This is a genomic window from Ancylomarina sp. 16SWW S1-10-2, assembly GCF_009669305.1.
GTDB lineage: Bacteria > Bacteroidota > Bacteroidia > Bacteroidales > Marinifilaceae > Ancylomarina.
Genome location: NZ_SADB01000004.1, coordinates 240,585 through 254,382, shown reverse-complemented (window position 1 = coordinate 254,382; position 13,798 = coordinate 240,585). Strand labels below are relative to the sequence as shown.

Genomic DNA, 13,798 nt, shown 5'->3' with positions numbered 1-13,798 from the left:
ACTTTAGTTTGGCGATTTTAGTGGTAAAAAAAAGACTTTTATTCCACATAGACAATGGGTGAGACTATTTCTCCTCATTGTCTTGAAAAATTAGATCTCCTTTTTTTATCTAAAATCCCTTCAGTTGCATTTGTTACTTGAATCTAAGCAACGTAAAATTGAAGAAATAAATAAAACAAATAACGCTTAGTAGCTTTTTATATATTCCATAAGGGTTTTAAAGGTATGCGATCAACGGTTTTCCGCTCATTATCTCGTCCGTACCCAGACAAATAATCACACACAAACCCTTACGTAACAAACAATTTTCCGTTAGCAGCAATTTAAAAAAAAATTAAATGAAACTATTAATTATTACACTGCCTAACAACTAAGCGTTCGTGTGAATGAAACTGCTCAATAGCTACAATATGAAGGTGCTGATGATAGAATTGCTACTTTATGGGAAATCTGAGTAACGAATACGTGTAAATCCCTTGGGCTAAATATAAAAATTGCCATTTATAGAAGAAAAGCTAAATATTTCTATTTAGCTAAATAATAAACCGACATGTCGTATTCCCCTCTGTTCTGCGTTTCATATACCAACGTTATACACAAGCAGACAAGCGATATGAATACAACATCCTACAAATCCACAAACCTTTTTTGTTTGTTTTTGAATACTACACAGCTTATTTTCAGTATATTATCAATAGTAAAATGCACTATCCTTTTTGACCGTTATTGCGCAGTTTTAAAACTGTATTTATTTTGGCACTATAAAAATTATAGTTGAACATTACATAATTTAAGAATATGAAAAAAAGAATTTTAATTTTAGCAGTTTTCGCAGGAATTTTAGGAGCCTGTACACCAAAAGAAAAAGGAGAAACACCAAAAGTTTCTGTTGGTAATCAAATCATAGAAGATTTGAGCACTCGCTATACATCAAAAGCCTACGACAAAACAAAACACGTTTCACCCGAAGATTTGGCAACAATAGAAGAAGTATTACGCTTATCTCCTTCCTCAATTAACTCGCAGCCGTGGAAATTTATCGTTATTAAAAGTGATGAAGCAAAACAACGTTTCGCAAACACTTTTGAAAACTATAAATTCAATCAACCACACGCTAAAAATGCGTCGGAAATTATCCTTTTTGCCAATAAAGTGCATTATAGCAAAGAAGATTACAAAAAACGATTAGACGCTGATATGGCTGCCGGACGCTTGAATCAAAAAGGATATGATAAACAGCTAGAAGGAGCATTCAAATTTGCTGAAATGGTGGCTGATGAAAATGGAAACAATGGACATTGGACAAAAGCTCAATCTTACATTGCTTTGGGTAACGTGTTGCACGCATTAGCACGCCTGAATATTGATTCTACTCCAATGGAAGGTGTTAATGCTAAGGAAATTCAAGAAGAATTTGCCAAAGAGTTAGGCGATGATTACGAATGTTCTTTTGCTTTAGCAATCGGTTATCACAAAGATGGAAAAGATTATAACCGTAAATTGCCTAAATCACGTATGGCAAAAGAAGATGTGATTACTGAACTTTAATTGAAAGTATTTTTTTTATATGTAGAGGAAGCTCTTGAAGTTTCTCTACATTTTTTTTAAAATTTTGCCGTCTAAAGTAAATTCCCAAAAATGAAAATAAGCTTAATGGCAGGAAGTTCTAATAAAATTGGAAAGCTTGTATGAATAAAATAAAACTAGCACTCGGCGTGTCAATTACTTTTATCACAATAATTTGGTTTTTGACTAATACACTGCTGTATATTCCGTTTGATTCCAACTTATTTACTAAGAGTTTGGCTCAATATACCGGAATTATTGCTTTTTCTGCTATGACTTTTTCAATGCTATTGGCAACACGTCCCATACTGATTGAGAGACGTTTGGGCGGACTTGATAAAATTTACCGTCTGCATAAATGGCTTGGTATTGTTGCATTTTCCTTTTCTATTATGCACTGGTTAGTATCAAAATTGCCAGAATGGTGGTCACATTTGGATAAAATAATAATTTTGGATTCTATCTCTGGAGCCACCGATAACGTTGAACCTAGCACATTTTCGGAGTTTTTGGAATCTCTTGAATCTACGGCTCTTTTAGTAGGGGAATACTCTTTTTATTTAACAGTTCTATTTCTCACAATGGCCTTGTTAAAGAAAATACCCTATCGTTTTTTTGCAAAAACTCACATTGCAATGGCGGTAATTTATTTAGTGTTGGTTTATCATTCTTTTGCACTAATGTATATCGATTATTGGACGGAACCCATTGGTATAATTATGGCAATTATGATGATAGCAGGAACAGTTTCTTCGTTTATTGTTCTTTTTGGGCAAGTGGGCAAAAAACAAAAGTATGAAGGTTCTATTCAGTCTATCAACACATATCCCGACATGAATATGTTAAAGTTAATAGTAAAAAGCGATAAATGGAAAGGACATAATGAAGGGCAATTTGCATTTCTAAAATTTGAAAAGAAAGAGCCACACCATCCTTTTACAATCAGTTCGGCTTGGGATAAAAAAACCAAAAATATAAGCTTTACAATTAAGGCTCTTGGAGGTTATACTAATAATTTGGCTAATAAATTAAAAATTGGCGATTCGATAATACTCGAAGGTGCTTATGGCAATTTTACTTTTAACGACAATAAAGAAAGTCAAATATGGATAGCCGGAGGTGTAGGTATCACTCCTTTTTTAGCACGAATGGAGCGTTTGGCACAACTGGATAACAAACAAAAAATTGATTTTTTCTACTCAGCATTTAAATTAGATGCTAATTTAAAGAAGAAATTAGAGCAAGTCTCAGCAGAAGCCAACATCAATTTACACTTATTCGATACCTCAAAATCAGCTCTAATTTCAGGAGAACATATCCGAAACGCTGTTTCGGATTGGGAATCTGCAAGTGTTTGGTTTTGCGGCCCCTCAAAAATGGGTAAATCAATAAAGAAAGACCTAAAAGGAAATGGACTTCATTCAAAATTCCATCAAGAATTATTTGAGATGCGCTAATTTATCTGAGAAGATGGCGAATGCAACTTTGTTTAATCCTTAACGAAGGGAAATTAGTTAAAGGCGAACACACATTTTTCTACTATTTGTTCAGAATAAAAACGAACAAATTTTAGAACATCGGGACATAATCGAAACTATTTTAAAGCGCGGTAATTTCAAAAAAATATAAAGTTGTAGCTTGTGCTACAACTTTTTTTATGTCTTATATTTAGAATAATTGACAATGGGATATAGCTATTACTATAAGTGCTCCTATTGGTTTAAGGTTAAGAATCTTAGATTCTCCAAAGGCGGTAGCATATCGCCAACTCAATAGCCAAGAATTATAAATCGGAGAAAACAACAGAATGCACATTTCATTTATTATGCTGACCAATTGCCACAACCAAACAGCACAAAAACTTCGCTCCTATTTTAGTTCCTGCCTTTTCTATATTTAAACCTATTTATTTTGTTGAGATCTTATTGTTTGTAAATTCAGTACATAAATAAAATTAGTGCTCATTACTGACCCATATAAATTCAGTAAACGTAATGCTTTTGCATTTATTTATGAGTTGTACCAATTAGACTACAACTTCCGATCTCAAATTCAACTAAATAGACTGAAAAAAAAAAAGTTAAAATATTTTTAATTTCTAAACGATTGCTTAGTTTTGTGTCGAATTAAAATATATTTAAACATAAATTTGTTCCAAAATGAATCTTTCGAAGAAACTCTTATATCCAATAATATTTTTTAGCGTAATAATTGTAGCATACTCAATAAACGCAAAAGTAATACAGCATAGGAGCATTAAGGCACAAATATTTTCAGATGTTTTAAAATTGATGGATGGAAATAAAAATGGACCAAGTCAATTTTCTAATTTAGAAATAGCACAAGAGTTCATGAATGAAAAGGTAGCAGGCTCTGAAATTAGATACAGTCTAATGAAAGATGATACAGACAAAAGTTTTATAAAAGATTCATTTGGAGAAACCGATGTTTACAGATTTTTCACAAAAAAAACGACTAAGAAAAAACTAATTTATATTCATGGTGGTGGATTTGTAAATGAAATAATGAACGAACATATTGATTTCGCATTAAATATTGGAGAAGCTATTGATGCCGAAGTTATTATACCAATTTCTCCATTAACTCCTTACACGAATGCTAAGCAAGTTCATCACGAAATGATGATGATGTACAAAAAATTATCTGAAACATGGACTGATGAAAAAATTATCCTTATGGGGGAATCATCAGGAGGTGGTTTTGCTCTATCTTTAGCACAACAGATTAAAATCAATAATTTGTATCCAACAAATCAACTTGTTTTAATATCACCCTGGGTAGATATTTCCATGGATAATCCATTAATAACAGAAGAGTTAGAAACACGAGACCACATGCTTGATGCTAAAGCACTCGCCTTGCTAGGAGAATATTGGAAAGGAGATTTTGATGTTAAAAATTCTATTGTGTCTCCTACTTATGGAGACTTAAATCAGTTAGGACATTTTACTATTATTACAGGAACTGAAGAAGTCCTTTTACCTGACATCAAGGATTTAGTCGCCAAATTAGAAAAACAAAATATCTCATATAAGTATTATGAGTATGAAAATATGATGCATGCCTTCCCACTTTTCGGGATGCCCGAATCATTAAATGCAATGGATATTATTATTAATTCTTTAGAGAATATAGACTCCATAGAAGATTAGGAATACCTGAATTCAAAATTTAAAATAACGAATAAAAAATGAAATACACTTTAGCATTTGATGTTTACGGAACATTGATAAATACATCGGGAGTCTATAATTCATTGGAGAAACTGATTGGAGAACAAGCAAAACTGTTCATGGAAACCTGGAGGAACAAACAGTTAGAGTACTCGTTTAAACGAGGAATAATGAATAAATACGTGGATTTTTCAGTGTGTACAAAAGATTCATTGAACTACTGTTGTGAGGTATTCAAAACTGATTTAAACAAAGCACAGATAGATTCTCTAATGGATGAGTATTCTGTTTTACCAACCTTTCCTGATGTAGACACAGAACTGAAAAAACTAAAAAAATCGGGCCATAGATTATTTGCATTTTCAAATGGTAGTGAAAAGGCAGTATCAAATCTTTTAACTAATGCGAATATTATTGAGAGATTTGATGGAATTATAAGCGTTGAAAACATTAAAACCTTCAAACCAAACCCATTGGTTTACAAACACTTCAATACAGAGACTAATTCTACAAAATCAGATTCTTGGTTGATTTCAAGTAACCCATTCGATGTAATTGGAGCTATTTCATATGGGATGCGTTCAGCTTGGGTACAGCGTTCACCTGATTCAATATTTGACCCGTGGGGAATTGAACCTACGACAATAATAAATAAATTGACGGATTTATCTTCGAAATTAGAAATGAATGAATAAAAATCTATTGTTAATCTGGCACAATCTAGTGCCCGTTTAGCTCTTATTCTTTATTTTAGTAATTCCAAAGAATAATAGAAAGTTGTAGATTTATCTACAGCTTTTTTTTATGTCTTATATTTTAAATTCCACAGAATATAAAGGTAAACACCTACGAATTATAACTACTCTTACATTTCATTTAACAAAAATAATAGTGTTTCGGAATCGTAGTAATAAATAGGAAGATATTAATAATGAAAATAATTAGTTGTAAATTGAGAATGGCATATTCCAAAATAGGAATACATAAAATCAGTCCCCTTGTGTTTAATTAAATAAGAACAAATGACAAGATTCATTAAAAAGCGGAAACAAGATATTGGTATTTCACCAGATGAATTAATTTTTAGGGGTGACAAAAAGATAAATCAAGTTTTATTGAGAATTATTGACTTTGACGCAAACAATCTTAATGAAAAATCGATTGAAACCGTCAACGAAATAAATCAATATAAGAATGAAAGCACAGTTACTTGGTTAAATATTGATGGTCTTCATAACCTAGAAATAATAAAAGAAATTTCTTCTTCGTTTAATCTAGACAGACTCGTTATGAGCGAAGTTATGAATACTGAAGCACGACCTAAGATTACCGACTATGATAATTGTACTTTAATATCCTTAAAAATGTTGCAGTATGACAACGAATCAGAGTCTATAATTGTTGAAAACCTAAGCTTAATTTTAACCAAGTCTGTTTTAATCACATTTCAAGAAAAAAAGGGAGATGTATTCGAACCTATTCGTGAGCGTATTAGAAAAAACAAAAAAAGAATAAGAAATGGCGGAACTGACTATTTGACTTTTTCTCTACTTGATATTGTGATTGATAATTACTTATATGTTATCAGTTTGTTGGGGGAAAAAATTGAAACACTCGAAGAAAATCTCCTTCAGAATCCTAAGCATGAGGTGATCAATGAAATTAACAGCTACAAACATGAATTAAATTATCTAAGGAAAAATATTAAACCAGCTAAAGAAATGATTTTCACCTTGGCTAAAATGGAATCAGAATATATCGATGACAGTAACCATGTTCATTTTAAAGAGCTTCAAGATAATATAAGTCAAGCCAGTGAATCTTCTGACAGTTATCGTGAAATTTTATCTGATCAATTAAATATATATCATACTACGATTAGCAGCAAACTGAATGATATTATGAAATTTTTAACGGTTTTTTCAGTCATTTTTATCCCACTTACCTTTATTGCAGGTATTTATGGAACAAATTTTGACAACGTTCCTGAACTTCACTACAAATACAGTTATTTTATAATGTGGGGGCTTTTCATTTTTATTGTATTAGGCATGCTATTGTATTTTAGAAATAAAAAGTGGCTATAAACAAACACAATAAAAAATAACCCTCGTTTAAAGAAATCTGAATTTTTAAAGTAAAAAGCACTTCTTTAGACATTACAATGATTATCTTAGAGAGTTATATAAAAAGAAACCTTCTTATATTCACATTGCTAGAGGATACGACTATGTTATTACAAGTTCAATTCTAAAAATAGAGACGTTTAGAATCTAGTAAATATTATTGACCGGTTTCTTGCTGTTTTTAAAATTAACATACACGAACGATATATAGATATTATTCAGTAAAAAGGTGTTAATTAAAATATTATAAATTAATAAAATTCAATTTAAAATGAAAAAAATTATTTTAGTCCTAGCAATAACTGCTAGCTTCGCAAGTTGTAGCAGTACAAAAAGTGTTACAGATGCTGTATCTCAATACGGTGGTACTGCAGCTTCTTTATTATCATCATTAAGTCCTGACTCTAAACTAGCCGACATCGCAAGTCTATTTTCATTATTAGACACAAATAAAGATGAGTCTATTTCATCAACAGAAGCTATTGGTGAGGTTGCTGATAACTTTGATGTATTAGATGCTGATAAAAGTTCGGGCATCGATTTATCTGAACTTAGTGGTCTATTAGGATTGCTTAAATAATACGCACATTAATATTTAATCCACTTATTTCAGGAATGTTCACCAATAGATGTTCAAACTGACTTAAGTGGATTTTCACATTAAGATATTACATTCTGAAGAAATCTATTTAGAATATAATAATTAGATAACCGACTCCTTCTATTCTCAAAATTGATAGCTTTTTAAGAACGGAATTCTACAAATAAAAAATCCCAATAGATATTGGGATTCCATACAATTTATATAAACCATTACTTAGTTTGCCAACTCTTTATATCCAAATAAAGCCTTTTTCCTTAAATCGTTATTTTCCTTAGGACTCAAACCTCTTTGTGCTTTAAATGCAACTTTCTCCCAAGAACCATACATTGGGTTTGGTAAAATAATAAAACGACTTCCAAAATCAGCATGATGGTCATCAACAGTATCAAAACCTGAATTCTGATTTCTATCTTCAAACAGCTCATCAAAATCGCCAATATTATCGCCTGCCAAAATTAGAATATCATGTGTTTCTGACACTTTGTTTCTACGAACCGTTTTAACACTGGTATCGGTTTTTAATAAAAGATGAGCCTCATCGGCAAAAGGAAAACCAAGTGCTTTAAGATTTTTCAAAGTCACGGCTGTTTCACTCATCGATCTATTAGAAATATAAAACGTCTCTACTCCCTTTGATTCTGCAAACAATAAGAACTTCAAAGCACCTGGAGTCGCCTTAGCTATCGCTTTTTCGGTCCACTCATGCCAAAGTTCATTGGAATATTGCTTTCCTGTTCTCACAGAGTAAGCTTCGAATGGACTATTATCAAGAACTGTCTCGTCAATATCAACCACAACTGCTTTTGGCTTATCATTATTAGATTCAGCCAAGTTGGCAACTAAAGAAAGCTTTGCAAAATTGAAAGCCTGATAATATAAGGCTCGACATTCTGATGCTCTTTGATACCACAAAGTAGACATGGTTAAATAATCGTTTTGCTCTTTTACTGCCTGAGTTGATTCAGTATTTGAAGAATTACAAGAACCTAAGGCTATTGTAAAAATAAGGAGGGCTAAAATTCGTTGCTTCATACTATTAAGATTTTATGTTTAACTTAGTATCAATTTAAGAAATGGTCTATAAGCGAAGATAAAAAACAATAATTAATGAAAATTAAAATTGCTTAGATAGTTTCTAAAATTAATTTCAATAGCCTGTAACTTTTAAAAGAGCTGTCCGTTATAGAGAAGAATACCTATGAAACTAGAAGAATACAATACAAGTGTCGATCAACACTCTGATGGCGTGTTTCGTTTTATCCTCAAAAACATTAAAGACGAGGATAAGGCGCGTGATATTGTACAAGATAGTTTCGAAAAAATGTGGCGAAATGTAGAGAATATCAACTTTCTAAAAGTAAAATCGTATTTATACACGACTGCCTATAGAACGATGATTGATTTGATTAGAAAAGAAAAACGCAAAGAGGATTTCAATCAAGTTGATGTACGGGAATATTCGCATTCGCAACACTATACCGATTTAAAAGAGATATTGGATCAAGCTTTAGAAAGGTTGTCAGCTATTCAGAGATCAGTTGTTTTACTTCGAGATTACGAAGGTTACAATTATCAAGAAATTGCAGAAATAACCGAATTAAGCGAATCGCAAGTCAAAGTATATATTTATAGAGCCAGAAAAAAGATGAAAGAATATATTGGACATATGGAGACTGTTATTTGAAAAATTGGTTCAATAAAATTTTAGAAACAAAACATGAAAGTTATTACACGAAACAACTACGAAGAATTCTTCCTCGATTATATCGAAGGAGAAATCAGTGCTACTGATAAGGTCGCATTGGAGTCGTTTCTTGCTGAAAATCCTGATCTAAAAAAGGAATTGGACGAAATGATGGACATGAATATAGAATGTGAAGGCATCACTATTTCTGTTGAATCAGATTCATTAAAAGATATCCCCTTTCAGGAAAACCTCGACGACTTCTGTATTGCAAAAATTGAAGGCGACTTAGATACCTACGAGAACAAAGCTTTTGATTATTATATAGCTTCTAATCCAAATAAACAGAAAGAACTTTCTCTCTATCAGAAAACAAAACTTGAAGCTGATCAATCTATTATTTTCAAAGAAAAGAAAAGTCTAAGACGAAGAAACAAAGGTCTTATTCTTATAAGATTTGCCTATACATCGCTTGCAGCTGCAGCATCAATTGCTCTTTTATTTACTATTTGGACAAATGAGATTAAAAATAAACCTTCTGATTTAAATATTGAGCAAATTTCCCAAAATACAAGGCAGACAATTGCTTCTCCAGATTCTACAAAAAATAAGATTCAAAAAAATATAAGCACAGAAAAAGATAGTGTCAATACAAAAGCACTAGAAAAACAGGACAAAACTTCGAAGACAAAAATTAAAGGTAAAATACAACATAAAAGCATTATAAAAACGGATGCACTCCCCAATAGAGCCGCAATATCAAATAAAGAATCAATTGATAAAATTGTTGTTAAGCAACTGCTCGTAGATAATAAACGACTTGCCATCGAAAATATTAATTTACCCAAAGCTAAACTTGATGGTATTAACAATATAAACACTACATACAAAGAAAACACAGGGCTAGCATCTTTAGGTCTTACCTGGAAATCAAGTCAAGGAGACGATAAAAACAAAGAAAAATCGACATTACTAAAAATAGCAAGTTATGGAGTCTCTCAAATAGGGAAATTTGCGGGTAAAAAAATAAATTTAGAAAAAAAATACGATCCTAAAACAGATAAAACCCGAGTTGCATTCAATACTTTAGGCATTGGTTTTTCTACCCCTACAAAGTAATTTCAATATATCTATCTTTCCCTTGTAACAAATCGGAATCTTCTTCGTCTTACTATTGATTTATAAATTACAAAAAGAATCTTTTATCGATTCTCAAATTATACCAACTACTGAAATTTTAATGATATGAAACGATACTTATTATTAGCATTAGCTCTTATTCTAACAATAGGAAGCCAAGCACAAGTTGTAACAGACAGTTTAAAAACCGATAGTTTAAAAAAGAAGAAAATTATTATTCAAGACAATTGGTCTAATAAAAAAACCGTAAAGAAAAAGCCAACATATAGGGCTACTGAATTTCAACAAAAAAAGAATATCTATTCGGATACAACAGACGTAAAAGTCTTAAAAAAAGATTTTCTTAAAGTTGTAGAGAATTCGAATGGGACTAAGGTTTCACTGAGAAATTTTGCCAATTACGAAGATGATTCTGACACAACTAAAATTAGAATTGGTCGTAAACAAATTAATGTTATAGATGGCTGGCATGGCACTAAAGTCAGAATTGAGAAAGTACGTCGTTGGGACCCAGAAACTAAAGCTTTCCAAAAACCAAGCTTTAGAGGTCATTGGTCGGGATTTGAAGTGGGCATAAATACTTTTGCAAACTCTGATTATTCAAAATATTCTTCTACAGATAATGACTTTATGGATTTAAATCTTGTGAAATCGATAGCTATAAACCTGAATTTTTTGCAATATGATATCAGCCTACAAAAAAATAAAACCAATATGGGTTTGGTAACTGGTTTGGGTTTGGAATGGAATAATTACCGATTCGACGAAGATATTACTTTAACAGAAGGTGATGATGGAATGATTTACCCTGATCCTATCAATTCTGATTGGAGTGTAAAAAAATCAAAATTAACGTCACTTTACTTAACAGTTCCTCTATTAATTGAATATCAAATTCCATTAAAAAACAAGCATGAAATACATATGGCAGCTGGTTTTGTTGGAGGACTTCGTTTGGGTACTCACACCAAGGTTAAATACAAAAAGAATGGTAACTCACACAAAGACAAAGATAGAGATGATTACAATTTAAGAGCTTTTCGATACAGTGCTCAAGCCCGCATAGGATACAGAGCAATCAATCTTTTTGCTACCTATGGAATGACTGACTTATTTAGAAAAAACAAAGGTCCAGAACTAACACCTTATACAATAGGATTAACTCTTGTTCGATTTTAAACAAAACATAATAACACTTTAAAAACGTACTATACAATTGTATAGTACGTTTTTTATTATAAAATGAATGACAATATTATATTGATGAACACTTAAATTTATCAGATTAATGCCTTAACTTGCCATTTAGTATTCAAATAATATTTTATAATTTCAGAAAGACACACCTATTTTGTGTTAACTGGATATTAATTTGAGATATTAATAAATAGATTCAGCCTTAATTGTGAAAAAAGTAACCTACATATTCATCTTACTTTGTCTTATTTTAGAGACACATATTACCTTTTCCCAAACTCAGCATAATAAAACTCATATAGATAGTCTTAGAAATATATATATTAATTCATCTGGGCGTGAAAAATTAGAAAATTACCTTGAGTTGAGCCGTGCATATTGGGAACAAGATCCTTCAGAAGCTATTCAAATATCATTTGAAGCTCTTGCTCATGCTACAAACCTCGATTATTATAAAGAGGCTGCAAAAGCCATGTACTATTTAGGTTGTGCCTACCATGTTAATAACCAATACGGCCTTTCTTTAGAGTATCTACACGATGCATACCGATATTCAAAAACACATAATTTCTCTAAAATTAATGCGGAAACCACACTTCAACTAGGTATTGTTTATTATCAATTAGATAATTTTAAAAAATGTTATGACTTAGCGCAAGAAGCTTATGACGTTTTTAATAAAATAGAAGACCAAAGAGGTAAAATTAAGTCTCTAAATCTGATCGGACTTTATTTCAAATCACAAAACAAACATGACCTAGCTTCGGGTTATCTTGATGAAGCTTTAAAATCGGCAAAAGCTCTTAAAGACAATAAATTAATCTCTACAATCCTAAACGATCTAGGAAATTACTATGCTGATAAGGGAGATATTCTAAAAGCAATTAAAATATACGAAGAGGCTGTAAGTTACCATCAAGATAATAGTCAAAACTACAACGTAGCCTTGTTTGAATTAAACCTAGCTATTCTTTATTTAAAACACAATGAGAACGACAAGGCTTTTGACCATCTGAATAAAGGCTACACCATCGCAAAAAATATAAAATCTCACCGATTGTATAGTAAATATTACGATTTTCTTTCGCAATATCACAAAAAAGAGAAAAATTATTCTGCTGCACTTAGTGCCTATCAAACAGCACAAGCATACAAAGATTCTATTATTGCAAATCAGCAAAGCAATAAAATTATAGATCTGGAAGTTAAACAAGCAACTCGAGATAAAGATATTGAAAATGAGAGCTTAAGAGAAGAAAACCAGACTAAAGACGGTAAAATACTTAGACAATACATCATAGGTTTATCGCTTTTAATCACCTTGATGATAAGTTTCTTTATTTTATTTATCAGGACTAGAAATAACCGCAAACAAAGGGAAATTTTACAGCTTGAAAAAAGCTTGGCTAATCAGCATGCAACAGAGATTTCTAAGAAAAATAAGGCGCTTCACAAAAGTGAAGGTGAATTAAAAACGGCTAACGAAACAAAAGATAAAATGTTCTCATTAATTGCCCATGATTTAAGAGGATCAGTAGGGAACATTAGCAATGGACTTAGAATGCTAATAGGTGAAGAAGACCTCGATTTTTCGGAAGAAGAAAAAAAGGAATTTTTAGGATCATTATTTCATTCTGCAAATAACTCTTATGAACTTTTAGAAAACTTATTAGCTTGGGCTAGAAACCAAAGTCATTCTATTATCCCAAACTTAGAATTAGTGAACCTCGAACCCATAATTCTTTCGAACATGGAATTATTATCGGAGTTAGGAAAAATTAAATCAATTAAAACCTTTACTTCAACAGATAATAAAATTGATATTTTCTGTGATAGAAATATGATTCAAACAGTATTACGAAATTTTATTTCTAATGCCATCAAGTTCACTAATAAAAATGGAATTATTGAAATTCGTACTGAAGTAAGGGAACATTTTGTAAGTGTTTCGATTATTGATAATGGCGTTGGTATGCGTAAAGATCAAATTCAAAATATTCATAAAGGGCTTACAACAGACGGTACAGCAAACGAAAAAGGAACAGGAATTGGCTTAGCCTTGTGTCGTGATTTTCTATCGAAGAATCATAGTTGGTTTAATGTGATTAGTGAAGTAGACAAAGGAAGCACATTTACCTTTACAGTTCCTCGCCAGCCTTTGAGCGAAAAAGAATTTAAGGAATTAGTGAAAAAAGAAGCAAGCTATTCCCTACTAAATCTTTAAATTTGATAGAAGCATATTCTACTTAGATTATAAGTTGTTTAGATTCACTCTTCATGGTATCTA

Annotated in this window: 11 protein-coding genes; 10 read left to right on the top strand and 1 reads right to left on the bottom strand. The window is 31.5% G+C overall.

Going from position 1 to position 13,798, the window contains the following annotated elements; genetic code table 11:
- The first annotated feature begins 798 nt into the window (after window positions 1–798).
- From EMN46_RS05080 to EMN46_RS05055, 6 genes are all read left to right on the top strand, one after another.
- Complete coding sequence (locus EMN46_RS05080; protein WP_154199595.1) at window positions 799–1,548, top strand: nitroreductase family protein; 750 nt, start codon at window positions 799–801, stop codon at window positions 1,546–1,548.
- 140 nt (window positions 1,549–1,688) lie between these two features.
- The gene (locus EMN46_RS05075; protein WP_154199594.1) at window positions 1,689–3,023 is read left to right on the top strand and encodes a ferric reductase-like transmembrane domain-containing protein; all 1,335 of its coding nucleotides are present in this window, start codon (window positions 1,689–1,691) and stop codon (window positions 3,021–3,023) included.
- A gap of 834 nt (window positions 3,024–3,857) precedes the next feature.
- Complete coding sequence (locus tag EMN46_RS05070) at window positions 3,858–4,739, top strand: alpha/beta hydrolase fold domain-containing protein (RefSeq protein ID WP_195715187.1); 882 nt, start codon at window positions 3,858–3,860, stop codon at window positions 4,737–4,739.
- Between the two features lie 38 nt (window positions 4,740–4,777).
- Window positions 4,778–5,455, top strand: coding sequence for a haloacid dehalogenase type II (locus EMN46_RS05065; protein ID WP_154199592.1), 678 nt, complete (start codon window positions 4,778–4,780; stop codon window positions 5,453–5,455).
- Window positions 5,456–5,782: 327 nt separating this feature from the next.
- A complete protein-coding gene (corA, locus tag EMN46_RS05060) occupies window positions 5,783–6,847 on the top strand; it encodes a magnesium/cobalt transporter CorA (protein WP_154199591.1) in 1,065 nt (354 codons plus the stop codon).
- 310 nt (window positions 6,848–7,157) lie between these two features.
- Window positions 7,158–7,466, top strand: a complete 309-nt coding sequence (locus tag EMN46_RS05055) for a hypothetical protein (protein WP_154199590.1) — start codon at window positions 7,158–7,160, stop codon at window positions 7,464–7,466.
- 237 nt (window positions 7,467–7,703) lie between these two features.
- Here the strand turns inward: EMN46_RS05055 and EMN46_RS05050 are convergent, their stop codons facing one another.
- On the bottom strand, window positions 7,704–8,522 hold the full coding sequence (locus EMN46_RS05050; protein WP_154199589.1) for a 5'-nucleotidase, lipoprotein e(P4) family: 819 nt from the start codon (window positions 8,520–8,522) through the stop codon (window positions 7,704–7,706).
- Between the two features lie 166 nt (window positions 8,523–8,688).
- Here EMN46_RS05050 and EMN46_RS05045 point away from each other — a divergent pair, with 166 nt between their 5' ends.
- From EMN46_RS05045 to EMN46_RS05030, 4 genes are all read left to right on the top strand, one after another.
- Window positions 8,689–9,174, top strand: coding sequence for an RNA polymerase sigma factor (locus tag EMN46_RS05045; RefSeq protein ID WP_154199588.1), 486 nt, complete (start codon window positions 8,689–8,691; stop codon window positions 9,172–9,174).
- 33 nt (window positions 9,175–9,207) lie between these two features.
- A complete protein-coding gene (locus EMN46_RS05040) occupies window positions 9,208–10,293 on the top strand; it encodes an anti-sigma factor (RefSeq protein ID WP_154199587.1) in 1,086 nt (361 codons plus the stop codon).
- A gap of 126 nt (window positions 10,294–10,419) precedes the next feature.
- Entirely contained in the window at window positions 10,420–11,493 is a 1,074-nt protein-coding gene (locus EMN46_RS05035) for an outer membrane beta-barrel protein (protein ID WP_154199586.1), read from the top strand.
- A 226-nt stretch (window positions 11,494–11,719) separates the two neighbouring features.
- Window positions 11,720–13,735, top strand: a complete 2,016-nt coding sequence (locus EMN46_RS05030) for a tetratricopeptide repeat-containing sensor histidine kinase (protein ID WP_154199585.1) — start codon at window positions 11,720–11,722, stop codon at window positions 13,733–13,735.
- Window positions 13,736–13,798: the final 63 nt, after the last annotated feature.

Coding starts and splice junctions, on each gene's coding strand:
- EMN46_RS05080 (WP_154199595.1), top strand. CDS start 799: ATGAAAAAAAGAATTTTAATTTTAGCAGTTTTCGCAGGAATTTTAGGA.
- EMN46_RS05050 (WP_154199589.1), bottom strand. CDS start 8,522: ATGAAGCAACGAATTTTAGCCCTCCTTATTTTTACAATAGCCTTAGGT.
- EMN46_RS05065 (WP_154199592.1), top strand. CDS start 4,778: ATGAAATACACTTTAGCATTTGATGTTTACGGAACATTGATAAATACA.
- EMN46_RS05070 (WP_195715187.1), top strand. CDS start 3,858: ATGGATGGAAATAAAAATGGACCAAGTCAATTTTCTAATTTAGAAATA.
- corA (WP_154199591.1), top strand. CDS start 5,783: ATGACAAGATTCATTAAAAAGCGGAAACAAGATATTGGTATTTCACCA.
- EMN46_RS05035 (WP_154199586.1), top strand. CDS start 10,420: ATGAAACGATACTTATTATTAGCATTAGCTCTTATTCTAACAATAGGA.
- EMN46_RS05040 (WP_154199587.1), top strand. CDS start 9,208: ATGAAAGTTATTACACGAAACAACTACGAAGAATTCTTCCTCGATTAT.
- EMN46_RS05075 (WP_154199594.1), top strand. CDS start 1,689: ATGAATAAAATAAAACTAGCACTCGGCGTGTCAATTACTTTTATCACA.
- EMN46_RS05055 (WP_154199590.1), top strand. CDS start 7,158: ATGAAAAAAATTATTTTAGTCCTAGCAATAACTGCTAGCTTCGCAAGT.
- EMN46_RS05045 (WP_154199588.1), top strand. CDS start 8,689: ATGAAACTAGAAGAATACAATACAAGTGTCGATCAACACTCTGATGGC.